This window comes from Modestobacter muralis (assembly GCF_010682105.1).
Taxonomy (GTDB): Bacteria; Actinomycetota; Actinomycetes; order Mycobacteriales; family Geodermatophilaceae; genus Modestobacter; species Modestobacter muralis.
Window position 1 is genome coordinate 25236 of the sequence record NZ_JAAGWH010000015.1, and the last position, 22640, is coordinate 47875.

The window sequence follows — 22640 nt, forward strand, 5'->3', positions numbered from 1 at the left end:
ACACCTCCGCTCCTCCCCCGTCCCCTGCCTCCTGGAGACCTCCCGCATGTGCGGCCTGCTGGCCTACCTGTCCACCGACGCCGAGCGCGTCGACGAGCAGACCGTCGCGGAGGTCGAGCACGCGCTGCAGTGCGTGCGCCATCGCGGGCCCGACGACCGGGAGCTGTGGTCGGACGCACACGTGGTGCTCGGCTTCAACCGTCTGGCGCTCATCGACATCGAGGGCAGCCCGCAGCCGCTGCCCTACGCCGACGGCCGGTACCGGATCGTCTTCAACGGCGAGATCTACAACTACCTGGAGCTCCGCGAGGAGCTCAAGGCCGCCGGGGCGACCTTCGCCACCGAGGGCGACACCGAGGCCATCGTCGCCGGCTGGCACCTGTGGGGTGAGGCCGTCGTCCCGAAGCTGCGCGGCATGTTCGCCTTCGTCATCTGGGACACCCACACCGGGACGGCGTTCGGCGCCCGGGACGCGTTCGGCATCAAGCCGCTGTTCACCGCCCGCCTGGCCGACGGCGGGCTGGTCTTCAGCTCGGAGAAGAAGGCGCTGCTGGAGCTACTCGGCGGCAGCGCGGCCGCCGGCGGCGTCGACCCGGCGTCCCTGCAGCACTACCTGACGCTGCAGTACGTGCCGGAGCCAGCGACGATGCACCGCGGCATCCGCCGGATCGAGAGCGGCACCAGCTTCACCGTCGCCGACGGCGAGCTGACCACCACGCGCTGGTTCCACCCGACCTTCACCCCGCGGCCGGTCCCGGCAGGCGGTGAGCAGGCGCTCTACGCCCGCATCGCCGAGGTGCTCGACGACTCGGTGGCCAAGCACATGCGCGCCGACGTCACCGTCGGGTCGTTCCTGTCCAGTGGCATCGACTCGACGGCCATCGCCGCCCTGGCGCACAAGTACAACCCCGACCTGGTCACCTTCACCGTCGGCTTCCAGAGGCAGGCGCAGTCGGAGGTGGAGATCGCCGCGGAGTCCGCGGCGATCCTGGGCGTGAAGCACGTGCCGATCGAGGTCACCGCGCAGGAGTTCGCCGACGCCATCCCCGCCGTCGTCTGGTACCTCGACGACCCGGTCGCCGACCCCGCGCTCGTGCCGCTGTACTTCGTGGCCCGCGAGGCCCGCAAGCACGTCAAGGTGGTGCTGTCCGGCGAGGGCGCCGACGAGCTGTTCGGCGGTTACACGATCTACCGCGAGCCGCTGAGCCTCGCGTGGGCGACCAGGCTGCCGGCGGTCGGACGACGTGCGCTGGCCGGACTGTCCCGGCTGGTGCCCGAGGGCGTGCGCGGGCAGGACCTGCTGGCGCGCGCCTCCACCCCGCTGGAGCAGCGCTACTACGGCAACGCCCGCAACATGCGCGAGGACGAGCTCGCCGCCGTCCTCCCCGGCCGCGACCCGCAGCTGTCGCACACCGACGTCACCGCGGCGTACTACCGGCAGGCCCGCGCCGCCGGCTACGACGACGTGACCGCAATGCAGTACGTCGACCTCTTCACCTGGCTCCGCGGCGACATCCTGGTCAAGGCCGACAAGATCACGATGGCCAACTCCCTCGAGCTGCGGGTGCCGTTCCTGGACCCCGAGGTCTTCGCCATCGCCAGCAGCCTGCCGGTCGAGCAGCGCGTCCCCGCCCGCGGTGACGCCACCAAGTACGCACTGCGGCAGGCGATGGCGCAGATCGTGCCACCGAGGATCATGAACCGGCGCAAGCTCGGCTTCCCGGTGCCGACGGCGGACTTCCTGGCCGGCCCGCTGCACGAGTGGGCCCGCGGCATCGTCACCGACAGCCAGACCGACGAGTGGCTCGACCGCGACCACGTGCTGCTCCTGCTGGAGCGGCTGCGCTCGGCCGAGGTGCCCAGCAAGCGCATCGCCCGTCAGGTGTGGGAGGTGCTGGTGTTCATGATCTGGCACGGCATCTTCGTCGAGGAGCGCATCCACCCGGAGATCCCCGAGCCGGTCTACCCGGTCCGGCTGTGACCGGCGGGGGCCGTGCCCGGCTGGTCACCGCGCTGACCGGCTCCCTGCTGACCGCGGGTCTGCTGGGTGCCTGCTCCGGTGCCGACGAGGCCGCGCCGGCTCCCGCACCCTCGACCTCGACCTCCACCTCAGGGTCGTCGTCCGGTGGCGCCCCGGCCCCGACCGGCTCCGCAGGCCGGACGACGGCGGAGCCGACCGCGGCGCCCACCAGCGCCTCCCCCACCGCCGTGCCGACCGGGTCGCTGCCGTCCGGGTCCTTGCCGTCCGGGACGCCGGAACCGGGTCGCAGCACCGTCCCCAGCCCGTCGTCCGGACTGCCGGTCCCCGTCCCCACCGGGGCGACGACCGAGAACTGAGCCGGACGGCACCTGACCCCGGACAGCACAGTGCCCGGCACCCCTGAGGGGTGCCGGGCACTGTGACGAGGTAGACCCGCCCGCGAGGGCGGGGGCTAGCTCAGTGGAACGAGTCGCCGCAGGCGCACGAACCGCCGGCGTTCGGGTTGTCGATCGTGAAGCCCTGCTTCTCGATGGTGTCGACGAAGTCGATCGTCGCGCCGCCGAGGTAGGGGGTGCTCATGCGGTCGACGATGACCTCGACGCCGCCGTACTCGAAGGTCTGGTCACCGTCGAGGAAGCGCTCGTCGAAGAAGAGCTGGTAGCGCAGGCCGGAGCAGCCACCGGGCTGGACGGCGATGCGCAGCCGCAGGTCGTCGCGACCCTCCTGCTCGAGCAGGGCCTTCACCTTGGACGCGGCGGGGGTGCTGAGGATGACGTCGGTGGTCGTGCCGGGGGCCTGCGTGTCCTGAACGGTCATGTTGTGGTCCTCCCACACTCGAGGGTGTGCTGCTCGGCCCGCCACGAGGACGGACTCCTGCCATCAATGAGCACTGACGGCCAACACCGCCGGAGCGGAGCTGCTTCCCACTGTACGGCGCTCATGCCGGGCGGGACAGCAACTGCACCCCACCCGGAGAGGGCACGGTGGTCCACGACGGCACGGGAGGGGGTTCGCAGCCACGTAGACTCCACCCCCGTGAAGCTCCGCCTGCCCGGCCGCCGCGCCGACACCCCGACGCCGGACACGACCGTCGTCACCCCGCACGGCTCGACGGCCGTCGGCGCGGGCAAGGGCCGCCCGACCCCTCGGCGCAACGAGGCCCAGGGACGGCGCACCGGCCCGGTGCCGCCGCCGCCGACCACGCGCAAGGAGGCCTACCGGCGTCAGCGCGAGCAGCAGGTGGCCGGTCGGGGCAGCGCTCGTGAGGCCGCGGCCCGCGGCGACGACAGCGCGCTGACCGCCCGCGACCGCGGCCCGGAGCGCCGGCTGGTGCGCGACGTCGTCGACGCCCGCCGCAACCTCGGCAGCTTCTTCCTGGTCATCGCCGCCCTGCTGCTGGTCAGCCTGGTCGTGCCCAGCCAGGCGCTGAAGGTCTACTCGTCCTTCGTGCTCTACGCCTTCTTCCTGGTGCTGGTCGTCGACTCGATCATCCTGAGCCGCAAGATCAAGGCCAAGGTCGCCGAGCGGTTCCCGAACACCACGCAGAAGCCGAACAGCCTGGCCTGGTACGGCGTCAGCCGCGCCACGATGGTCCGACGGTGGCGGTACCCCAAGCCCCAGGTCGCGGTCGGCGCCGAGATGTAGGACCCCTCGCCCCCCACCACTCGCGAGCTCGTGGCGGGGCCCTGCGAGGGGGCCGGGGGTCGTTAGCCACGCTCAGGGCTACCGTCGGGTCGTGCAGACACGACGCCTCGGCCGCAGCGGCCTGACCATCTCCGAGATCGCCTACGGCAACTGGCTCACCCACGGCAGCCAGGTCGAGGAGGACGCCGCCCACGCCTGCGTGCGGGCCGCCCTCGACGTCGGGATCACCACCTTCGACACCGCCGACGTCTACGCCGGCACCAAGGCCGAGTCGGTGCTGGGCCGCGCACTGGCCGGTCAGCGCCGTGAGGGCCTGGAGGTCTTCACCAAGGTGTACTGGCCCACCGGTCCCGGCGCGAACGACCGCGGCCTGTCCCGCAAGCACATCATCGAGAGCTGCAACGCCTCGCTCAAGCGGCTGCAGACCGACTACGTCGACCTCTACCAGGCGCACCGCTACGACTCCTCGGTGCCGCTGGAGGAGACGATGACCGCCTTCGCCGACCTGGTGCGCCAGGGCAAGGTGCTCTACCTGGGCGTCTCCGAGTGGCGCGCCGAGGAGATCGCCGCGGCCGCCGAGCTGGCCCGCGAGCTGAAGGTCCAGCTGATCAGCAACCAGCCCCAGTACTCGATGCTGTGGCGGGTGATCGAGGCCGAGGTCGTGCCCACCAGCGAGCAGGAGGGCCTGTCCCAGATCGTCTGGTCGCCGCTGGCGCAGGGCGTGCTGACCGGCAAGTACCTGCCCGGCCAGCAGCCGCCGGCCGACAGCCGTGGCGGGCACGCCACCGTGGGCGGCTCGATGAAGGGCTACCTGACCGACGACGTGCTGACCCGGGTCCAGCAGCTGCGCCCGATCGCCGACGAGCTGGGCCTGTCGATGGCGCAGTTGGCCGTCGCCTGGGTGCTGCAGAACCAGAACGTCGCCGCGGCGATCATCGGGGCCAGCCGCCCCGAGCAGGTGCACGACAACGTGAAGGCCGCCGGCGTCACCCTGCCGGCCGAGGTGCTCGCCCGCATCGACGACGTCCTCGGGGACGTCGTCGAGCGCGACCCGGCCAAGACCAGCCGAGGCTGACCGGAGGACCCCGTCCTCCTCGCCCTCCGCGAGCTCAGGGCGAGCCTCGGGACGGGGCCGGGGGGGGCGGGCGCCGTCATGGCGTCCGCCCCGTCAGTTCGGGGCCAGGCCCATCGGGCCGTAGACGCGCTCGCCGTCGCGCTGGAGGGTGACCGTGGCGATGCCGCGCTCGAGCAGGTCACGCCAGGCCTCCCCCAGCCAGGACTCCGCGTCGCCCTGGTTGTCGCACGCAGGCACCTCCACCCCGAGCGTGGCGGGGTCCACGGGCGTGCCCGTCGGGTCTTCCAGCTGCCAGGTCCAGCTCATGCGGCGAGGCTAGCGAGGACGGCGTCCCGGCGCGGGGGTCGGTGACGTCGATCTTGGTTTACCCGGTTGGCCGATCGGGGCATGGGAGGCCCGCACCGCTTGCGCCCCGAGACCGCGGAGGACCCATGAGCAAGCCGACCCCTGCGGACATCCAGGCCGAGATCGACGCGACCCGTGAGCGCCTGGGCGAGACCGTCGACCAGCTCGCCGCACGGCTCGACGTGCCGGCCCGTACCCGGGCGCGGCTGACCGAGAGCGCGCTGCGCACCCGCGACACCGCGGTGGAGACCTATCGCGAGAACCCGCCGGCCGTGCTGGGGGCCGCCGCAGCGCTGCTCGCCTCGGTCGTGGGCATCGTCATCTGGAGGAGCAAGCGATGAGCAAGACCGCCAAGGCCGTCTACCGCCCCATCGGTCTGATCGGCAGCCTGGTGGCCAGCTCGATCGCCGCCACGCTGTTCCAGGTGGTGTGGAAGAAGGTCACCCGTCGGGACGACGCCCCCACCGCCATGCAGAGCGAGTACCGGCTGCGGGAGATCCTGCTGGCCTCCGCCGTCCGCGGTGCGATCGTCGCCGTCGTCAAGGCCCTGGTCAGCCGAGGCGGTGCCCGTGGCTTCACCAAGCTCACCGGCGCCTGGCCCGGCGACTGACCCTCCGCCACCCCCGTCTCCCCTCCAGACACGAAGGAACGCCCCCGATGGTGGACACCACGGACAACGCCGTCGAGCGCATCCGCCAGCGCGTGCAGGAGAAGGCCGCGCGCCGGGCGGCTGCCCGGGCGGGCGCCGACCGCGCCGCGGACCCGGCGCCCTACACGGGCGCGACGACGGCCACTGTGGTGGCCACCGAGCGCCAGGAGGCCCAGCGCCCGGCGCCGGAGGTGCCCAGCGAGGCCGAGCTGCCCGGCGTGCACGCGGAGAAGCCCACCGACATCCCCGCGCGCGGCTGGGTGCAGATCGTCAAGCGGGCCTGGGCGGAGAACGGCGCCGACAACATGCCGATCATCGGCGGCGGCGTGGCCTTCTTCGGCTTCCTGGCGATCTTCCCCGCGTTGATCGCGGCCATCTCCCTCTACGGCCTGATCGCCTCCCCGGAGACGGTGGCCCGGCAGATCGAGTCACTGTCGGACCAGCTGCCCGAGAGCGCCCAGTCCCTGCTCGCCGACCAGCTGACCGCGATCACGTCCAACAGCGGCGGGGCGCTCACCGTCAGCCTGATCATCTCGATCCTGGGCGCGCTGTGGAGCGCCTCCGGCGGCGTCGGCAACCTGATCAAGGCCGTCAACATCGCCTACGACGAGGTCGAGACCCGCAACTTCATCAAGCTGCGGCTGCTCTCCCTGGCGCTCACCCTGGGCACGATCGTCTTCGTCCTGATCACCTTCTCCCTGGTGGCCGTCGTCCCGGTGGTGCTGGACTCCCTGCCGCTGGGCGTGTTCGGCACGATCCTGGCCCAGGTGATCCGCTGGGTGCTGCTGCTCGGGGTGATGTCCGGAGCGCTGTCGGTGCTCTACCGGGTCGCGCCCGACCGCGACGCACCGAAGTTCCGCTGGGTCAGCCTGGGCTCGGTCGTCGTCACTGTCATCTGGGCGGTCATCAGCCTGCTGTTCAGCTTCTACGTCGACAACTTCGGGTCCTACGACAAGACCTACGGGGCCATCGCCGGCGTCATCGTGCTCATGCTCTGGCTGCAGCTGACCGTCTTCCTGGTGCTGCTGGGCGCGGAGATCAACTCCGAGACCGAGCACCAGACTGCGGTCGACACCACCAAGGGCGAGCCCCAGCCGATGGGCGAGCGCGACGCCACCATGGCGGACGAGGTCGCCGACCCGCCCGTCCCCAGCAAGAAGGACGAGGAGGAGGCGAAGGCCACGGCCAACGCCTGACGAAGGACCTCCTCGCCCCGGCCCCGTCCCGAGGCTCGTCCCGAGCGTGCGAGGGATGAGGAGGACGGGGTCCTGCTACTCGCGCCGGGCCCCTGCGAGGGGGCCTCAGCGGACCTTGGACTCCACGAACGGGGGCTTGCGGACGACGACGGGCTGCGGGCGGCCGCGGACGTCGACGGCCACCTCGTCGCCCTCGGTCAGACCGGCGGCGGTGTCGAGCAGGGCGAGGGCGATCCCGGTGCGCAGCGTCGGGGAGAACGTCCCGCTGGTCACCTCACCGACCTTCGACCCGTCGGCCGAGAGCACGGCCATGCCCGGGCGCGGGATGCCCCGGCCGGGCGCCTGCAGGCCCCACAGCTGGCGAGCCGGACCGGCCGCCTTCTCCGCCACGAGCGCGTCGCGACCCCAGAAGGCGTCCTTCCCCCACCCCACCGCCCAGCCCGAACGGGCCTGGTTCGGGGTGATGTCCAGCGACAGCTCGTGGCCGTGCAGCGGGTAGCCCATCTCGGTGCGCAGGGTGTCCCGGGCGCCCAGACCGCAGGGGCGGATCTGCTCGGGCTCGCCGGCGGCCAGGAGGGCGTCCCACAGCGCGTCGGCCCGCTCGGCGGCGACCAGCAGCTCGTAGCCGTGCTCGCCGGTGTAGCCGGTACGACAGACGGTGACCTCGTCGCCGCCGGAGCCGGGGGTCTCGGCGAAGGACATGTAGGACAGCTCGCCGGGCAGGCCCACCGCGGCCAGCACCTCCGCCGCCCGCGGGCCCTGCAGGGCGAGGACGGCGACCTCGGTGTGCCGGTCGGTCACGGTGACCCCGGTCGGCGCCGCCGCGGACAGCCGGGCGAGCACGTCGGCGGCGTTGGCGGCGTTGGGCACCAGCAGGACGTCGTCCGGGCCGTGCAGGTAGACGATCAGGTCGTCGACCACGCCACCGGCCTGCGGGCCGTCGGCCGCGCAGCACAGCGTGTACTGCGCCTGGCCGGGGCCGATCCGGGTCAGGTCGTTGGTCAGGCAGGAGTCCACGAACGCGGCTGCACCGGGGCCCCGCACCGTCGCCGTGCCCAGGTGGGACACGTCGAAGAGACCGACGCCCTCGCGCACCGCGGTGTGCTCGGCGATCACCCCGCCGCCGGCGTACTCGATCGGCATCGACCAGCCGCCGAAGTCGGCGAACTTCGCACCGGCGGCCACGTGCCGGTCGTGCAGCGGGGACAGCAGAGGGCGTGTCGGCGAGCTCACCCGGAGCACGCTAGTGGGCGGCTGCACCGCCGGTCGTACGCCGTCCTCAGCCCCTCCTTACGATCGTCCCCGTGCCGCCGACGATCTCTGCCACCGACCGCCCGCTCGAGAAGCTCTCCGCCGACGCCGTCGTCGTCGGGATCGGCCAGGGGCCGAAGGGCCTGCTCAGCACGCCGGGCGCCGACGCGCTCGACCGGCTGCTCGGTGGCCGGCTGCTCGCCGCGCTGACCGACCTGGGCGCCCGCGGCGCCGAGGGCGAGGTCACCAAGCTCCCGACGTTCGGCCAGGGGCCGTTCCCGGTCGTGGCGGTCGCTGGTCTGGGTGCCCCGCAGGCCGGGGGCGGCTGGTCCCCGGAGTCGCTCCGCCAGGCCGCCGGTGCGGCGAGCCGGGCGCTGACCGGCCGCGGTGCCGTCGTCACGCTGCTGGCCGCCGTCGGTGGCGCACCGGACGCCGAGCGCCTGCACGCCGTCGGTGAGGGCTCCCTGCTGGGTGCCTACGAGTTCACCGCCTACAAGTCCACGCTCCCCGCCGACCGGCCGACCCCGCCGTGGTCGTTCGAGCTCGTGGTCCCCGACGCCGGTGCCGCCAAGGGCCCGCTGGCCCGGGTGCGCGCCGTCGCCGCGGCCGTCACGTTGGTCCGCGACCTGGTCAACACCCCGCCCAACGACCTGTACCCGGCCGAGCTGGCCGCCCGTGGCGCGGCCGCCGGCAAGAAGGCCGGACTGTCGGTGGAGGTGCTCGACGAGAAGGCGCTCCTGGCCGGTGGTTACGGCGGGATCCTGGCCGTCGGCGGCGGGTCCTCGCGCCCGCCGCGGCTGCTGCGCATGGAGTACCGGGGCAAGAAGGCGAGGACCAGCGTCGCGCTGGTCGGCAAGGGCATCACCTTCGACAGCGGCGGCATCTCGATCAAGCCGGCCGCGCACATGGAGGACATGAAGAGCGACATGGCCGGCGCCGCGGCCGTCATCGCCACCGTGTGCCTGGTCGCCGAGCTCGGCCTGCCCGTCGACGTCATCGCCACCGTGCCGATCGCGGAGAACATGCCCAGCGGCACCGCCTACCGCCCGGCCGACGTGGTCACCTTCCGCAACGGCACCAAGGCCGAGATCACCAACACCGACGCCGAGGGCCGGGTCGTGCTCGCCGACGCGATCTGCCGCGCGGTCGAGGACTCCCCCGCCCACCTGCTGGAGACCTCCACGCTCACCGGCGCGCAGCTGGTGGCGCTGGGCACCCGCACGGCCGGTGTCATGGGCAGCGACGACCTGCGCGACGCCGTCGTGGCCGCCAGCCGGCGCAGCGGCGAGCCGATGTGGCCGATGCCGCTGCCCGCCGAGCTCCGTCGCGGTCTGGACTCCTCGGTGGCCGACCTGGTCAACGCCAACCCCGACCGGATGGGCGGGATGCTCGTCGGCGGGCACTTCCTGGCCGAGTTCGTCCCCTCGGGCCTGCCGTGGGCGCACATCGACGTCGCAGGCCCGGCCTACAACACCGGCAGCCCCTGGGGGTACACGCCCAAGGGCGGCACCGGCGTCCCGGTCCGCACCCTGCTGGCCACGATCGAGGACCTCATCGCCCAGGCGTAGCGCGGTCGGCCCGGCCGCCCTCACCGGGCGGCGGGGCCCGCCGGGTGGTCGCGGTTCCAGTCACGCATGCGCTGCGGGTAGCCGGTCACCTGTGCGTCGTACACCGGGACGGCGAGGTCGCGGGACAGCCTGCGGGCGGTCTCCGGCCCGTCGATGCGCCGCCGCGTCCACTCGCCGTCGGCGGCCACGAGCAGGATCGTCGTCTCGGTGACGGCCGTGCGGGGCTCGACGAAGCCCTCGACGCCGCGCCGGGTGGCCACGAACTCCTCCAGGTGCCGGACGTCGGCGGACCCCGACGCGCGGTCCAGCGTCCCGCGCCGGCCCGGCCCCGCCTCGGGTCGCGCGCGACGCCCGCGCAGTCGGTCGACCAGTCCCATGCCGTGCTCCCGTCCCCTGCGTCGCGCGCTGCTCGGCGACGTTCGCAGTCGGTGAACGGAGCACCCGGACGTGTCGTTCCCGGGAGTGGCAGGATGGGCAGGCGCACGATCGTTGTGCCCGGCACCACACCGGGTCACCCAGCACTGAGGAGCACTTGTGAGCGCACCCACCACCCCCGCTGACCTGGTCATCCTCGGTGGTGGCTCCGGTGGCTACGCCGCGGCACTGCGGGCCTCCGAGCTCGGCATGTCCGTCGTGCTGATCGAGAAGGACAAGGTCGGCGGCACCTGCCTGCACCGCGGCTGCATCCCGACCAAGGCGCTGCTGCACACCGCCGAGGTCGCCGACAACGCCCGCGAGGGCGAGCAGTTCGGTGTCAAGTCGACCCTGTCGGGCATCGACATGGACGGGGTGAACGCCTACAAGGACGGCGTCATCTCCAAGAACTTCAAAGGCCTGCAGGGGCTGATCAAGTCCCGCGGCGTCACCACCGTCACCGGTGAGGGCCGGCTGGTCTCCCCGACCGCGGTCGAGGTCGACGGCACCCGCTACGAGGGCAAGCACGTCCTGCTGGCCACCGGCTCCTACGCGCGCTCGCTGCCGGGCATCGAGATCGACGGCACGAAGGTCATCACCAGCGACCACGCGCTGGCCCTGGACCGGGTGCCCACCTCGGCGATCATCCTCGGCGGCGGCGTCATCGGCTGCGAGTTCGCCAGCGCCTGGAAGTCCTTCGGCGTCGACGTGACCATCGTCGAGGGCCTGCCGCACCTGGTGCCGCTGGAGGACGAGTCCTCCTCCAAGCTCCTCGAGCGCGCCTTCCGCCGCCGCAAGATCGACTTCTCCCTGGGCAGCCGGGTCGCCAGGGTCGAGACCACCGCCGACGGCGTCAAGGTCTCCCTGGAGAACGGCAAGGAGTTCGAGGCCGAGCTGGTGCTCGTCGCCGTCGGCCGCGGGCCGGTCAGCCAGGGCCTGGGCTACGAGGAGGCCGGGGTCGCCATGGAGCGCGGCTACGTCCTCGTCGACGAGTACATGCAGACCAACGTGCCGACCATCTCCGCCGTCGGCGACCTGGTGCCCACGCTCCAGCTGGCCCACGTCGGCTTCGGCGAGGGCATCCTCGTCGCCGAGCGGCTCGCCGGCCTCCCGGTCGTGCCGCTGGACTACGCCGGCGTCCCACGCGTCACCTACTCCGAGCCCGAGGTCGCCTCGGTCGGCCTGACCGAGGCCCAGGCCAAGGAGCGGTACGGCGAGCTCGAGATCGCCACCTACGACCTCGCCGGCAACGGGCGCGCCGCCATCCTCAAGACCGCCGGCGCGGTGAAGCTGATCCGCACCGCCAACGGCGGCCCCGTGGTCGGCGTGCACATGGTCGGCAGCCGGGTGGGCGACCTCATCGCCGAGGCCCAGCTCATCTACAACTGGGAGGCCCTCCCCGAGGAGGTCGCCCAGCTGATCCACCCGCACCCCACGCTCAGCGAAGCCCTCGGCGAGGCCGCGCTCGTGCTGGCGGGCAAGCCGCTGCACGCGCACAGCTGACCCTGCTCGACCCGTCCCATCCCCGAGACACCCCTGACCTGAGGAGACCTGCCTTCGATGCCGACGTCCGTCACCATGCCCGCCCTGGGCGAGAGCGTCACCGAGGGCACGGTCACCCGTTGGTTGAAGCAGGAGGGTGACCAGGTCGAGGTCGACGAGCCCCTCCTGGAGGTCTCCACCGACAAGGTCGACACGGAGATCCCCTCCCCCGCCGCCGGTGTGCTCACCAAGATCGTCGTCGCGGAGGACGAGACCGTCGAGGTCGGCGCCGAGCTGGCGGTGATCGGCGGCGGTGACGACGCCGCTCCCGCCGCTCCGGCGCAGGAGGAGGCCCCGGCCGAGGCGGCCCCGGCACAGGAGGAGGCGCCCGCGGCTCCCGCCCCGGCCGCCGAGGCACCGGCTGCGCCGGCGGCCGAGGCCCCGGCCCAGGACGGCGGCAGCGGCTCGGGCGGCGGCGAGGGCACCGCGGTGACCATGCCGGCGCTCGGCGAGAGCGTCACCGAGGGCACCGTCACCCGCTGGCTCAAGGCCGTGGGCGACGAGGTCACCGCCGACGAGCCGCTGCTGGAGGTGTCCACCGACAAGGTCGACACCGAGATCCCCGCACCGGTGTCGGGCACCCTGCTGTCGATCACGGTGAACGAGGACGAGACCGTCGAGGTCGGCGCCGAGCTCGCCGTCATCGGCGTCGCCGGCAGCGCGCCCGCCGCAGCACCGGCCACCCCGGCCCCGGCGGCTGCCCCCGCCCCGGCCGCCGAGGAGCCGCTGCCCTCCGCTCCGAAGACCGACGCCCCGGCGCCCGCGCCGCAGGAGGTCTCCCCGACCCCCGTCGAGGCCAACACCAGCACCGGCCAGCCCGGCGCCGACTACGGCTCCGGCGGCGTGATGCCGACCACGTCCCCCACCGACAACCCCTCGCCCGCCGAGGCCGTCGCCCCCGCCTCGCGCCCGGCGGCAGCTCCCGCGCCCGAGGGCTCTGGCGCCTACGTGACCCCGCTGGTGCGCCGCCTGGCCGCCGAGCAGGGCGTCGACCTGTCCACGGTCGAGGGCACCGGTGTCGGTGGCCGGATCCGCAAGCAGGACGTGCTGGCCGCCGCCGAGGCGACCAAGGCCGCCGCAGCCACCCCGGCCCCGGCCGCGGCTGCCGCCCCGTCGGCGACCCGCACCCCCTCGCCGGCCGCCACGTCCAGCTCCGCACTGCGCGGGCGCACCGAGAAGCTCTCCCGGCTGCGCACGGTCATCGCCAAGCGGATGCTCGAGTCGCTGCAGGTCAGTGCCCAGCTGACCACCGTCGTGGAGGTCGACGTCACCCGGATCGCGCGCCTGCGCGACCAGGCGAAGAACGACTTCGTCAGCCGCGAGGGCGTCAAGCTGTCGTTCCTGCCGTTCTTCGCCAAGGCCGCGATCGAGGCGCTCAAGGAGCACCCGGTCGTCAACTCCTCGGTCGACCTCGAGGCCGGCACGGTCACCTACCACGACAGCGAGAACCTCGGCATCGCCGTCGACACCGAGCGCGGGCTGCTCGTCCCGGTCATCCACGGCGCGGGCGACCTCAACATCCCGGGCCTGGCGCGCAAGATCGCCGACCTCGCGGAGCGCACCCGGATCAACAAGATCACGCCGGACGAGCTGGGTGGCGGCACCTTCACGCTGACCAACACCGGCAGCCGGGGCGCGCTGTTCGACACACCGATCATCAACCAGCCGCAGGTCGCCATCCTGGGCCTCGGCGCGGTGGTGAAGCGGCCGGTCGTGGTCAAGGACGCCGACCTCGGCGAGGTGGTGGCCGTGCGCTCGATGGTCTACCTGGCCCTCAGCTACGACCATCGGATCGTCGACGGCGCCGACGCCGCCCGCTTCCTGGTCACCATGAAGGACCGCCTCGAGGCCGGCCAGTTCTCCGGCGACCTCGGCCTCGCCTGACAAAGGACCCCGTCCTCCTCACCCTTCGCACGCTCAGGGCGAGCCTCTGGACGGGGCCACGAGGGCCCCGGCACCTGCCGGGGCCCTCGGCATCTCCCCGGCCGTCGAGCCGGTCCGTGCGCCGCCACCGCTGGGAGAGCACGATGAAGATCGCCGTGACCGGGTCCTCCGGCCTCATCGGGTCGGCACTCGTCCCGCTGCTGGTCGCCGACGGGCACGAGGTGCTGCGCCTGGTGCGCCGCACCCCACGGACCGCCGACGAGCACCGCTGGGAACCCGCCCACCACCGACTCCCCCCGGGGCTGTTCGACGACGTCGACGCGGTCGTCAACCTGGCCGGGGTCGGCGTGGCCGAGCACCGCTGGACCGCGGCGCACAAGCAGGCCGTGCTCAGCAGCCGGGTCGACGCCACCACCACCGTCAGCGAGGCGCTCGCCGCAGCGGCCGCGGCCGACCCGGACCGGGAGCGGGTCCTGCTGTCGGCCTCGGCGGTCGGCTACTACGGCGACACCGGCGACCGGGTCGCCGAGGAGAGCGCCCCGGCCGGCTCGGACTTCCTCGCCGACGTCTGCGTCGCGTGGGAGGCGGTCACCGCCCCGGCCGCGGACGCCGGCATCCGGGTGGCCACCCTGCGCACAGGGCTGGTGCTCGCCCGCGGCGGACTGCTGGGCCGGCTGGCCCCGCTGTTCAAGCTCGGGGTGGGCGGCAGGCTCGGCAACGGTCGCCAGTACATGCCGTGGATCAGCCTGGCCGACGAGGTCGACGCGATCCGGTTCCTGCTGACCGCACCGGTGTCCGGCCCGGTGAACCTGACGGCCCTCACCCCGGTCACCAACGCGGAGTTCACTGCTGCACTGGCCGACGTGGTGCACCGGCCGGCGCTGCTGACCGTGCCGGGCATCGCCCTGCAGGTGGTGCTGGGTGAGTTCGCCCGGGTCGGCGCGCTGGCCGGTCAGCGCGCGGTGCCGGCGGCGCTGGAAGCTGCCGGCTTCCGTTTCTCCGTTCCCGACCTGCGGGTCGCCCTCGCCCAGGCACTCGCCAAGGGCTGAGCCCGCCGCACCGGACGACTCCGGGCTGGTCACCCGTCGGTCACCAGCCCGCCCTCGGCGATCCGCCAGCCGTCGGGGGTGCGGGTGAGCACCAGCTCCACCCGGGCGTCCCCACGCCCGGGCACGAGCTCCGTGTCGTCCGTGAGCTCACCGGTGCCCCGAGCCGGCACCCCCGTCCGGTAGGCCGGGAGCGCGTCGACCAGCAGCACCCGCACCCGGCCCGGTGACTCCTCCGTCACCGAGACCACCTCGCGCAGCAGCGGGGTGAACCCCTCCACCACCCGCCCGGCCGTGCGCAGCGCGGTCAGCTGCTGGGCGTCCCGGGCGAGCAGCGGGCTGCCCGGGGCGTGGACGGTGGCCAGCACGGCCGGGTCGGCGGGTGCGGCGAAGGCGGCTGCCCGGCGCTGGTAGAGCTCACCGACCACGCCGGCCCAGGCGTCCACGTCGGCCGGCGTCTCGGTACGGTCGGCGGCCGGCGGGAGCGGCGGCGCGGGCGGCGGCGTGGGAGACGGCGGTGCCGTGGCCGACCCGGTCGCCGGTGACGGGGCCGGCTGAGCGGGGACGGCCTCGGACACCTCGACTGCAGCGTCCCCCGGTGGCCCGGCGGTGGCGTCCCCGCGCGCCCCCGCGGCTGCGTCGCCCGGAGCTGCGTCGCCCGCGGCCGCGTCCCGCGAGGCCGCGCCTCCACGGGGACCCCCGGCCGACCCCTGCGAGCCTGGCGAGTCGTCGATCGGCGACCCCGGGGAGCCGGATGGCGACCCTGACGGGGAGGCCGACGTTGCCACGTCCGTCGGGGCGGGCCCGGCCACCGCGGCCGGTACCGGCTCCCCCGCGCTCCCCCAGCTGGAGCCCAACCAGGCCGCACCCCCCAGGGCACCGCCAACCGCAAGCACCACCGCGACCCCCGTGGCCGAGCGGCGGACCAGCGCGCGGAGCTGCCCGTCCACCCCCGACCGCTCGGTCAACCAACCCCGCGCCCGCACCAGCCGGCTGTCCGGAGCAGCCGCAGCGTGCGCCGCCCGCGGCCGCTGACCCGGCACCTGGTGGGTCAGCTCGGTGCGCGGTCCGCGACCGGTGACGGCCAGCTCGGTGTCGGGGACCCCTGCCACCGGCAGCCGCACCGGCTCGGGCCGGCACGCGTGCCGCAGGTCCAGGGCGAACGCGGCCGCCGACCCGCGCTCGTGCGGCTCCTCCGACAGCCCGCGCAGCACCACCCGGACCAGCTCCTCCGGCGCCTCCGGGGCGAGCAGGGCGAGATCGGGCAGTTGTCCGGTGGCGGCGACGGTGAGCGTGCCGCCGGGGTCGGCGGCGTTCCACGGCGCGACGCCGGTGAGGGCGTGGAAGGCCGCGGCCGCCACCCCGAAGACGTCGGAGGCCGGACCCGGCGCACCGCCACGGGCGACCACCGGGTCGACGTAGGGCGGGGTCACCTCCGCCCGTGCGGTGTTCCCGACCAGCCGGGCGGTGCCCAGGTCGGTGAGCACCGGCCGGCCCTCGGCGGTGAAGACGATGTTGCCCGGCGAGAGGTCACCGTGCACGACGCCGCGGTCGTGGGCGTGGGCCAGCGCGGCGGCGATCGGGGCGACCGTAGTCACCACCTCCCCCGGCCGCAACCGCCCCCGCCGGGCGAGCAGGGCCGCCAGGCTGCCGCCCTCGAGCAGGTCCAGCACCAGCGCCACCTGGGCCGGCGCACCGCGCACCTCGCGGCGGACGACCTCGTGGAGGCGGACCAGGTGCGGGTGGTCCAACTCCCCCAGCAGCACCGCCTCCCGCTCCTGCCGCTCGGGGTCGCCGCGGACGAGCACCTTCACCGCGACCGCGGGCCCGCCGGAGCGGGGACGGGCCCGCCAGACCTGGCCGGAGCCCCCACGGCCGAGCAGCTCCTCCAGCACGAGTCCGGGCACGACGGGGGCCGCGGTCGGGACGGGCTGCGCAGGCATGCCGGGGACCGTAGGCGTTCCGGCGGCCACCGCGCCGGCGCTGTCCACAGGCTGCCGCTCCGTCCACGGGCCGGGCTCCCCGCGGGACAGCGCCGGCCCCCAGCGCCTACGTTCGGGGCATGACCCTGCCTTCACGCGCCGAGGTCGTCGTGGTCGGCGCCGGCCTGGCCGGGCTGTCGGCCGCGACCCGGCTGGCCGCCGCCGGCCGCGACGTCCACCTGGTCGACGCAGCCGGCCACGTCGGCGGGCGGCTGACCACGACCCGGGTCGACGGGTTCACCGTCGACCGGGGCTTCCAGGTGCTCAACACCGGCTACCCGCGGGTCGCCGACCTGGACCTGGACGCGCTGGACATGGGCTGGTTCTGGACCGGGGCGGTCGTGCAGGGGGACAGCGGCCCGCACCGCGTCGTCGACCCGCGCCAGCACCTCGGCGCACTGCTGGACACGGTCCGGGCACCGATCGGCGGGCTGCCCCGGAAAGCGGCGCTGGCCGCCTTCTCCGCCCGGGCGGGCTACCTCCCGGTGTCCCGGCTGCTGGCGGCCCCCGAGCGGACCGCCGAGGAGGCCCTGCGCGCCGCCGGGGTGGGTGAGCAGGCCCTGGAGACGTTCCTGCGCCCGTTCCTGTCCGGGGTGCTGCTGGAGGACCGGCTGACGACCTCCAGCCGCTACCTCGACCTGGTCTGGCGCAGCTTAGTCCGCGGCCGGGTCGGGCTCCCCGCCGCGGGGATGCAGTCCGTCGGCCAGCAGCTGGCCGATCGGCTGCCGGCCGGGCACGTGCACCTGGGGGTCCGCGTCACCGCCGTCGACGGCCGCTCGGTGCGCACCGCCACCGGGACGACGACGGCCGATGCCGTCGTGGTCGCCACCGACCCCGACACCGCCACCGGCCTGCTCCCCGGTCTCGGGGCCTCCGCACCCCGGCAGGTCACCACCCACCTGCACGTGCTGCCGGCCTCCCCCTGGCCGGCACCGCTCATCGTGCTCGGGCGGCCCGGCGGCCACCTGGTCAACACCGTCGTGGTCTCCGACGCCCAGCCCGCCTACAGCCCCGACCGGCGGGCGCTGGTGGCCAGCTCCACCCTCCAGCCCACCCGGGAGGCCGACGTCCGTGCCGAGATCGCCCGCGCGCACGGAGTGGGACCCGGGGACCTCGACCACCTGACCAGCGTGACCGTGACCGGCGCGCAGCCGGCGGCGACCGTCCCGCTGCAGCACCGCCGACCGGTCGACCTGGGCGAGGGCCTGTTCGTCTGCGGCGACCACCGGGACACCCCGTCCATCCAGGGCGCCATGGCCAGCGGTGCCCGCACCGCCCGCGCCGTCCTGCGCCGGCTGACGGCGAGCACGGCACCCGTGCCGGGAAACGAGGGCTGAGGGCCGCGACCGCACCGGACGGTCGGCACCTCCCCCGCGAGCGCGCGGAGGTCGGCGGGCGCACGGGTAGGTTCGCCCCGTGCCTGCTGCCGCACCGACGATCCTGGCCACCAGCATGGGCTTCCACGCCCGCGGTCGCGGTCCGTACGACGCGGCGCCGGGACCGGTCGTCGACCTGGCGGTCGAGCTCGCCGGCAGTCCGGAGCAGCCGCGGATCACCTACCTGGGCACCGCCACCGGCGACGACCCGGCGCGGGTGGCGAGCTTCTACGGCGCCTTCGCCGGCAGCGCCGTCCGGGCCTCGCACCTGAGCCTGTTCCCCATGCCGACCGTCGCCGACGTGCGCGCGCACCTGCTGGCCCAGGACGTCGTCTGGGTGGGCGGCGGCAGCGTCGCCGCCCTGCTCGCGGTCTGGCGGGTGCACGGGCTGGACGAGGTGTTCCGGGAGGCATGGCAGGCCCGGGTCGTGCTGGCCGGGGTGTCGGCCGGGTCGCTGTGCTGGCACGCCGGGGGCACCACGGACTCCTTCGGCCCCGACCTGCGGCCGGTGACGAACGGCCTCGCGCTGCTGCCGCACTCCAACGGCGTCCACCACGACTCCGAGCCCCAGCGCCGGCCCGCGTACCACCGCCTGGTCGCCGAGGGCGTGCTGCCCGCCGGGTACGCCACCGACGACGGCGTGGGACTGGTCTACCGCGGCACCGAGCTGGTCGAGGCGGTGTCCGACCGCCCCGGCGCGAGCGCGTACCGGGTCGAGCGCGGCAGCGACGGGCAGGCCGTGGAGACACCGGTCCGCCCCCGTCGGCTGGCCTGATCGGCGCCCTCCCGAGGGGCGTCAGGAGCTCACGAGGGACGAGGGGGACGGAGCCGGACGAGGCATAGGCTGTCGAGTCATGAGCGAGCTGGCGGTGGTGCGGGCGGGGCTGGTCCCCTACGAGCAGGCGTGGGCGCAGCAGCGCGAGGTGCACGAGCAGCGGGTGGCCGGCACCGGCCCGGACACCCTGCTGCTGCTGGAGCACCCGCCGGTCTACACCGCCGGCAAGCGCACCCTGCCGCACGAGCGGCCCTTCGACGGCACCCCCGTCATCGAGGTCGACCGCGGCGGCAAGATCACCTGGCACGGCCCGGGTCAGCTGGTCGGCTACCCGATCGTGCAGCTGGCCGACCCGGTCGACGTCGTCGCGCACGTCCGCCGGCTGGAGCTCGCCCTGATGGAGGTCTGCGCCGGCTTCGGGCTGGCCACGTCGCAGGTCGAGGGCCGCAGCGGGGTCTGGGTGCTGGCCGACGAGCGGGGGCCCGACCGCAAGGTGGCCGCGATCGGGGTCCGGGTGGCCCGCGGGGTGACCATGCACGGCTTCGCGCTCAACTGCGACCCCGACATGACCGCCTTCGGCAACATGGTCCCGTGCGGCATCCCCGACGCCGGGGCGACTTCGCTGACCGCCGAGCTCGGCCGGGACGTGCCGGTCGCCGAGGCCATCGCGCCGGTCGAGGCCGCGATGCGCCGCGTGCTCACCAGCACCGCCGTCCCCGCCTGACCTCACGTCCCACGCCGGGCGGACGTGGCCTGGGCGGCGCCTCAGTGCGCTGGCGACGTCCTCCTGCAGCAGAGGCACTCCTCCCGCACCAGCGTCGGTGCGGGAGGAGTGCCTGTGATCAGGTCACCTGGTCCACGTCCGGTACCCCGACCTCACGGACCGGCGTCCCCCTGCACCGACGGCTGTCCCCCCGCACCAGCGTTGGTGCGGGGGGACAGCCGTGGATCAGGTCACCTGATCCACGTCCGGCAGCCGACCCCCGCACGGGGCCCGCCAGGAGCGGCGCGTGGAGGGGCTCCCTCAGCCGACGACGAAGTTGACCAGGCGGCCGGGGACGGCGATGACCCGGCGCACGGTCTTGCCCTCGAGCTGGGCGATGACCTTCTCGTCGGCGCGGGCCGCGGCCTCCAGGGTGGCGGCGTCCGCGTCGGCGGGCACGGCCACCTGGGCCCGCACCTTGCCGTTGACCTGCACGGCGACCTCGACGGTGTCGTCGACCAGCCAGCGGTCCTCGGCGACCGGGAACTGCGCCCAGGCCACCGAGCCCGGGTGGCCCAGCCGCGACCACAGCTCCTCGGCCAGGTGCGGGGCCAGCGGCGCGACCAGCAGCACCAGGGACTCGGCGACCGAGCGGGGCACCGCCGTCCCGGGCGGGCAGGCCGCGGTCAGGTGGTTCGTCAGCTCGGTGATCCGGGCGATGGCGATGTTGAACCGCAGCGTCGTCATGCCGTCGCGCACCGCCTCGATGGCCCGGTGCAGCGCGCGGGAGGTGTCGTCGTCGGGCTCGGTGTCGCCGGCGCGCACCTCACCGGTCTCCTCGTCGACCACGACCCGCCAGATGCGGGCCAGCAGCCGGGCGGAGCCGACGACGGCCTTGGTCTCCCAGGGCCGGGACTGGTCCAGCGGCCCGGTGGACATCTCGTAGACCCGGAAGGTGTCCGCGCCGTAGGCGGCGATCATCTCGTCGGGCGTGATCATGTTCTTCAGGCTCTTGCCGATCTTCCCGTACTCACGGTTGACCGGCTGCCCCTCGTAGAGGAACTGACCGTCGCGCTCGACCACGTCGGCGGCGGGCACGTAGAAGCCCCGCGCGTCGGTGTAGGCGTAGGCGGAGATGTAGCCCTGGTTGACCAGCCGGCGGAAGGGCTCCTCGCTGGACACGTGGCCCAGGTCGAACAGCACCTTGTGCCAGAACCGGGCGTAGAGCAGGTGCAGCACGGCGTGCTCGACACCGCCGACGTACAGGTCGACGCCGCCCACGTCGCCGGGCTCGCGCGGGCCCATCCAGTAGCGCTCGAGCTCGGGGTCGACGAACTGCTGGTCGTTCGTCGGGTCGGTGTAACGCAGGTAGTACCAGCACGAGCCCGCCCAGTTGGGCATCGTGTTGGTCTCCCGGCGGTACTCCTGCGGACCGTCGCCCAGGTCGAGGGTGACCGTCGTCCACTCCGTGGCGCGCGACAGCGGCGGCTCGGGCTGGGAGTCGGCGTCGTCGTCGGCGAAGGTCTTCGGCGAGTAGTCGTCGACCTCGGGCAGCAGCACCGGCAGCATCGAGTCCGGGACGGCGATCGGCAGGCCGTCGGCGTCGTAGACGATCGGGAACGGCTCGCCCCAGTACCGCTGCCGGCTGAACAGCCAGTCGCGCAGCTTGTAGGTGGTCGTCGCCTCGCCGTGGCCGCCCTCGACCAGCCACTCGGTGACCCGGGCGATGGCTGCGGCCTTGTCCAGCCCGTCCAGCGACAACTGCTCGTTGGAGCTGTTGATCATCGGCCCGGTGCCGGTGTAGGCCCCGCCGTCGAAGTCGGCCGGCGGCTGCACCGTGCGCACCACGGGCAGGCCGAAGACCTGGGCGAACTCCCAGTCGCGGGTGTCCTCACCGGGCACGGCCATGATCGCGCCGGTGCCGTAGCCGGTGAGCACGTAGTCGGCGATGAACACCGGCAGGTCGGCGCCGGTCAGCGGGTTGCGCGCGGTGACGCCCAGCCAGACACCGGTCTTGTCCCGGCCCTCGGACTGGCGGTCGAGCTCGGAGCGACGGGAGGCCTGCAGCTGGTAGGCCGCGACCGCCTCGGCCGGGGTGGCGGCACCGCCGGTCCACCGCGGGTCGGTGCCGTCCGGCCACTCCTGGGCGGTGAGCGTCTCCACCAGCGGGTGCTCGGGGGCCAGCACCAGGTAGGTGGCACCGAAGAGGGTGTCCGGGCGGGTCGTGAAGACCTCGACGGTCTCGCCGGAGACGGGGAACCGGACCCGGGCGCCGGTCGAGCGGCCGATCCAGTTGCGCTGCATCTGCTTCAGCGAGTCCGACCAGTCCAGCCGGTCCAGGTCGTCGATCAGCCGCTCGGCGTAGGCGGTGATCCGCATCATCCACTGGGTCAGCGGACGCCGGAAGACCGGGAAGTTGCCCCGCTCGGAGCGGCCGTCGGCGGTGACCTCCTCGTTGGACAGCACCGTGCCCAGCCCCGGGCACCAGTTGACCGGCGCGGAGTTCCGGTAGGCCAGCCGGTGGGCGTCGACGACCCGGCGGCGGCCGACCTCGTCGAGGGAGTCCCAGGTCTGCCCCTCCGGCAGCGTCCCCGGCGCCGGGGTGCGGGTGCCGGCGTCCAGCTCGGCCACCAGCTCGGGGATCGGGCGGGCCCGGTCGGTCTCGGTGTCGAACCAGGCCTCGAAGACCTGCCGGAAGATCCACTGGGTCCACTTGTAGTAGCCCGGGTCGATCGTGGCGAAGGTGCGGCGGGTGTCGTGGTCGACGCCCAGCCGGCGCAGCTGCGCGCTGATCGCGGCGATGTTGGCCTCGGTGGTGACCCGCGGGTGCTGCCCGGTCTGCACCGCGAACTGCTCGGCCGGCAGACCGAAGGCGTCGTAGCCCATCGGGTGCAGGACGTTGCGCCCGTCCATCCGCAGGAACCGGCTGGTGACGTCGGTGCCCAGGTAGCCCAGCGGGTGCCCGACGTGCAGGCCGGCGCCGGAGGGGTACGGGAACATGTCCATCACGAACGCCTTGGGCCGGTCGGCCACGCGGTCGAAGCCCTCGCTGAGCGGACCGACCGGGTTGGGCGTGTGGAAGGTGCCCTCGGCCTCCCACCGGTCCTGCCAGGCCAGCTCGATCTGCTGGGCCAGCGCCGGGGTGTAGCGGTGCGGGGGCACCCCGTCGGCGGTGGGCTCGGTGGTCTGGCTCATCGGGGCGCTCCTGG

General features: G+C 74.1%; 20 protein-coding genes. 14 read left to right on the forward strand and 6 right to left on the reverse strand.

Annotated features, from left to right (window positions below; genetic code table 11):
- The first annotated feature begins 46 nt into the window (after window positions 1-46).
- Together asnB and GCU67_RS21285 are read left to right on the forward strand one after the other, a co-directional pair.
- Window positions 47-1981, forward strand: a complete 1935-nt coding sequence (asnB, locus tag GCU67_RS07755) for an asparagine synthase (glutamine-hydrolyzing) (RefSeq protein WP_163610531.1) — start codon at window positions 47-49, stop codon at window positions 1979-1981.
- The gene (locus GCU67_RS21285) at window positions 1978-2337 is read left to right on the forward strand and encodes a hypothetical protein (RefSeq protein WP_163610532.1); all 360 of its coding nucleotides are present in this window, start codon (window positions 1978-1980) and stop codon (window positions 2335-2337) included. The genes asnB and GCU67_RS21285 overlap by 4 nt, the downstream gene beginning before the upstream one ends.
- Window positions 2338-2437: 100 nt before the next feature.
- Here the strand turns inward: GCU67_RS21285 and GCU67_RS07760 are convergent, their stop codons facing one another.
- A complete protein-coding gene (locus tag GCU67_RS07760; RefSeq protein ID WP_163610533.1) occupies window positions 2438-2797 on the reverse strand; it encodes a HesB/IscA family protein in 360 nt (119 codons plus the stop codon).
- Window positions 2798-3016: 219 nt separating this feature from the next.
- On the opposite strand from GCU67_RS07760, the gene GCU67_RS07765 reads away from it, so the two are divergent.
- Entirely contained in the window at window positions 3017-3625 is a 609-nt protein-coding gene (locus GCU67_RS07765; RefSeq protein ID WP_163610534.1) for a DUF3043 domain-containing protein, read from the forward strand.
- Window positions 3626-3716: 91 nt separating this feature from the next.
- Window positions 3717-4700 carry an aldo/keto reductase gene (locus tag GCU67_RS07770; protein WP_163610535.1) on the forward strand — a complete coding sequence of 328 codons (984 nt, stop codon included), beginning with the start codon at window positions 3717-3719 and terminating at the stop codon, window positions 4698-4700.
- Window positions 4701-4793: 93 nt separating this feature from the next.
- Here GCU67_RS07770 and GCU67_RS07775 read toward each other — a convergent pair whose 3' ends face one another.
- Entirely contained in the window at window positions 4794-5006 is a 213-nt protein-coding gene (locus GCU67_RS07775; protein WP_163610536.1) for a hypothetical protein, read from the reverse strand.
- A 125-nt stretch (window positions 5007-5131) separates the two neighbouring features.
- On the opposite strand from GCU67_RS07775, the gene GCU67_RS07780 reads away from it, so the two are divergent.
- The 3 genes from GCU67_RS07780 to GCU67_RS07790 are packed head-to-tail and all read left to right on the forward strand — an operon-like array spanning window position 5132 to window position 6890.
- Entirely contained in the window at window positions 5132-5386 is a 255-nt protein-coding gene (locus GCU67_RS07780; RefSeq protein WP_163610537.1) for a DUF3618 domain-containing protein, read from the forward strand.
- Window positions 5383-5655: a DUF4235 domain-containing protein gene (locus GCU67_RS07785; RefSeq protein WP_163610538.1), complete on the forward strand. Its 273-nt coding sequence runs from the start codon at window positions 5383-5385 to the stop codon at window positions 5653-5655. The genes GCU67_RS07780 and GCU67_RS07785 overlap by 4 nt, the downstream gene beginning before the upstream one ends.
- 47 nt (window positions 5656-5702) lie before the next feature.
- Window positions 5703-6890, forward strand: a complete 1188-nt coding sequence (locus GCU67_RS07790; RefSeq protein WP_163610539.1) for a YihY/virulence factor BrkB family protein — start codon at window positions 5703-5705, stop codon at window positions 6888-6890.
- Between the two features lie 105 nt (window positions 6891-6995).
- Here GCU67_RS07790 and gcvT read toward each other — a convergent pair whose 3' ends face one another.
- A complete protein-coding gene (gene gcvT, locus GCU67_RS07795) occupies window positions 6996-8123 on the reverse strand; it encodes a glycine cleavage system aminomethyltransferase GcvT (protein ID WP_163610540.1) in 1128 nt (375 codons plus the stop codon).
- 71 nt (window positions 8124-8194) lie between these two features.
- On the opposite strand from gcvT, the gene GCU67_RS07800 reads away from it, so the two are divergent.
- Window positions 8195-9709: a leucyl aminopeptidase gene (locus GCU67_RS07800; RefSeq protein WP_163610541.1), complete on the forward strand. Its 1515-nt coding sequence runs from the start codon at window positions 8195-8197 to the stop codon at window positions 9707-9709.
- Between the two features lie 20 nt (window positions 9710-9729).
- On the opposite strand, the gene GCU67_RS07805 is transcribed toward GCU67_RS07800, so the two are convergent.
- Window positions 9730-10086, reverse strand: a complete 357-nt coding sequence (locus tag GCU67_RS07805; protein ID WP_211660981.1) for an oxidoreductase — start codon at window positions 10084-10086, stop codon at window positions 9730-9732.
- Window positions 10087-10243: 157 nt separating this feature from the next.
- On the opposite strand from GCU67_RS07805, the gene lpdA reads away from it, so the two are divergent.
- The 3 genes from lpdA to GCU67_RS07820 all read left to right on the forward strand — a co-directional run bounded on the left by lpdA (window position 10244) and on the right by GCU67_RS07820 (window position 14598).
- Complete coding sequence (lpdA, locus tag GCU67_RS07810) at window positions 10244-11626, forward strand: dihydrolipoyl dehydrogenase (protein ID WP_163610542.1); 1383 nt, start codon at window positions 10244-10246, stop codon at window positions 11624-11626.
- Window positions 11627-11683: 57 nt separating this feature from the next.
- The gene (gene sucB / locus GCU67_RS07815) at window positions 11684-13549 is read left to right on the forward strand and encodes a 2-oxoglutarate dehydrogenase, E2 component, dihydrolipoamide succinyltransferase (RefSeq protein WP_163610543.1); all 1866 of its coding nucleotides are present in this window, start codon (window positions 11684-11686) and stop codon (window positions 13547-13549) included.
- Window positions 13550-13692: 143 nt separating this feature from the next.
- On the forward strand, window positions 13693-14598 hold the full coding sequence (locus tag GCU67_RS07820; protein WP_163610544.1) for a TIGR01777 family oxidoreductase: 906 nt from the start codon (window positions 13693-13695) through the stop codon (window positions 14596-14598).
- 29 nt (window positions 14599-14627) lie between these two features.
- Here GCU67_RS07820 and GCU67_RS22345 read toward each other — a convergent pair whose 3' ends face one another.
- A complete protein-coding gene (locus tag GCU67_RS22345) occupies window positions 14628-16538 on the reverse strand; it encodes a serine/threonine-protein kinase (RefSeq protein ID WP_276508449.1) in 1911 nt (636 codons plus the stop codon).
- Between the two features lie 119 nt (window positions 16539-16657).
- Between GCU67_RS22345 and GCU67_RS07830 the strand changes: the two genes are divergently transcribed.
- The 3 genes from GCU67_RS07830 (at window position 16658) to lipB (ending at window position 19452) form a co-directional block, all read left to right on the forward strand.
- Window positions 16658-17914 carry an FAD-dependent oxidoreductase gene (locus GCU67_RS07830; RefSeq protein ID WP_163610545.1) on the forward strand — a complete coding sequence of 419 codons (1257 nt, stop codon included), beginning with the start codon at window positions 16658-16660 and terminating at the stop codon, window positions 17912-17914.
- Between the two features lie 79 nt (window positions 17915-17993).
- Window positions 17994-18728, forward strand: a complete 735-nt coding sequence (locus tag GCU67_RS07835) for a Type 1 glutamine amidotransferase-like domain-containing protein (RefSeq protein ID WP_163610546.1) — start codon at window positions 17994-17996, stop codon at window positions 18726-18728.
- A 79-nt stretch (window positions 18729-18807) separates the two neighbouring features.
- A complete protein-coding gene (gene lipB, locus GCU67_RS07840; protein ID WP_163610547.1) occupies window positions 18808-19452 on the forward strand; it encodes a lipoyl(octanoyl) transferase LipB in 645 nt (214 codons plus the stop codon).
- Window positions 19453-19752: 300 nt separating this feature from the next.
- Here lipB and leuS read toward each other — a convergent pair whose 3' ends face one another.
- A complete protein-coding gene (gene leuS / locus GCU67_RS07845) occupies window positions 19753-22626 on the reverse strand; it encodes a leucine--tRNA ligase (protein ID WP_163610548.1) in 2874 nt (957 codons plus the stop codon).
- Window positions 22627-22640 lie beyond the last annotated feature (14 nt).

Bases quoted from the DNA above. Each gene is read 5' to 3' on its own strand.
- asnB (WP_163610531.1), top strand. From the start codon at position 47: ATGTGCGGCCTGCTGGCCTACCTGTCCACCGACGCCGAGCGCGTCGAC.
- GCU67_RS07760 (WP_163610533.1), bottom strand. From the start codon at position 2,797: ATGACCGTTCAGGACACGCAGGCCCCCGGCACGACCACCGACGTCATC.
- GCU67_RS07775 (WP_163610536.1), bottom strand. From the start codon at position 5,006: ATGAGCTGGACCTGGCAGCTGGAAGACCCGACGGGCACGCCCGTGGAC.
- GCU67_RS07780 (WP_163610537.1), top strand. From the start codon at position 5,132: ATGAGCAAGCCGACCCCTGCGGACATCCAGGCCGAGATCGACGCGACC.
- GCU67_RS07785 (WP_163610538.1), top strand. From the start codon at position 5,383: ATGAGCAAGACCGCCAAGGCCGTCTACCGCCCCATCGGTCTGATCGGC.
- GCU67_RS07790 (WP_163610539.1), top strand. From the start codon at position 5,703: ATGGTGGACACCACGGACAACGCCGTCGAGCGCATCCGCCAGCGCGTG.
- GCU67_RS07805 (WP_211660981.1), bottom strand. From the start codon at position 10,086: ATGGGACTGGTCGACCGACTGCGCGGGCGTCGCGCGCGACCCGAGGCG.
- sucB (WP_163610543.1), top strand. From the start codon at position 11,684: ATGCCGACGTCCGTCACCATGCCCGCCCTGGGCGAGAGCGTCACCGAG.
- GCU67_RS07820 (WP_163610544.1), top strand. From the start codon at position 13,693: ATGAAGATCGCCGTGACCGGGTCCTCCGGCCTCATCGGGTCGGCACTC.
- GCU67_RS22345 (WP_276508449.1), bottom strand. From the start codon at position 16,538: ATGCCTGCGCAGCCCGTCCCGACCGCGGCCCCCGTCGTGCCCGGACTC.
- GCU67_RS07830 (WP_163610545.1), top strand. From the start codon at position 16,658: ATGACCCTGCCTTCACGCGCCGAGGTCGTCGTGGTCGGCGCCGGCCTG.
- lipB (WP_163610547.1), top strand. From the start codon at position 18,808: ATGAGCGAGCTGGCGGTGGTGCGGGCGGGGCTGGTCCCCTACGAGCAG.
- leuS (WP_163610548.1), bottom strand. From the start codon at position 22,626: ATGAGCCAGACCACCGAGCCCACCGCCGACGGGGTGCCCCCGCACCGC.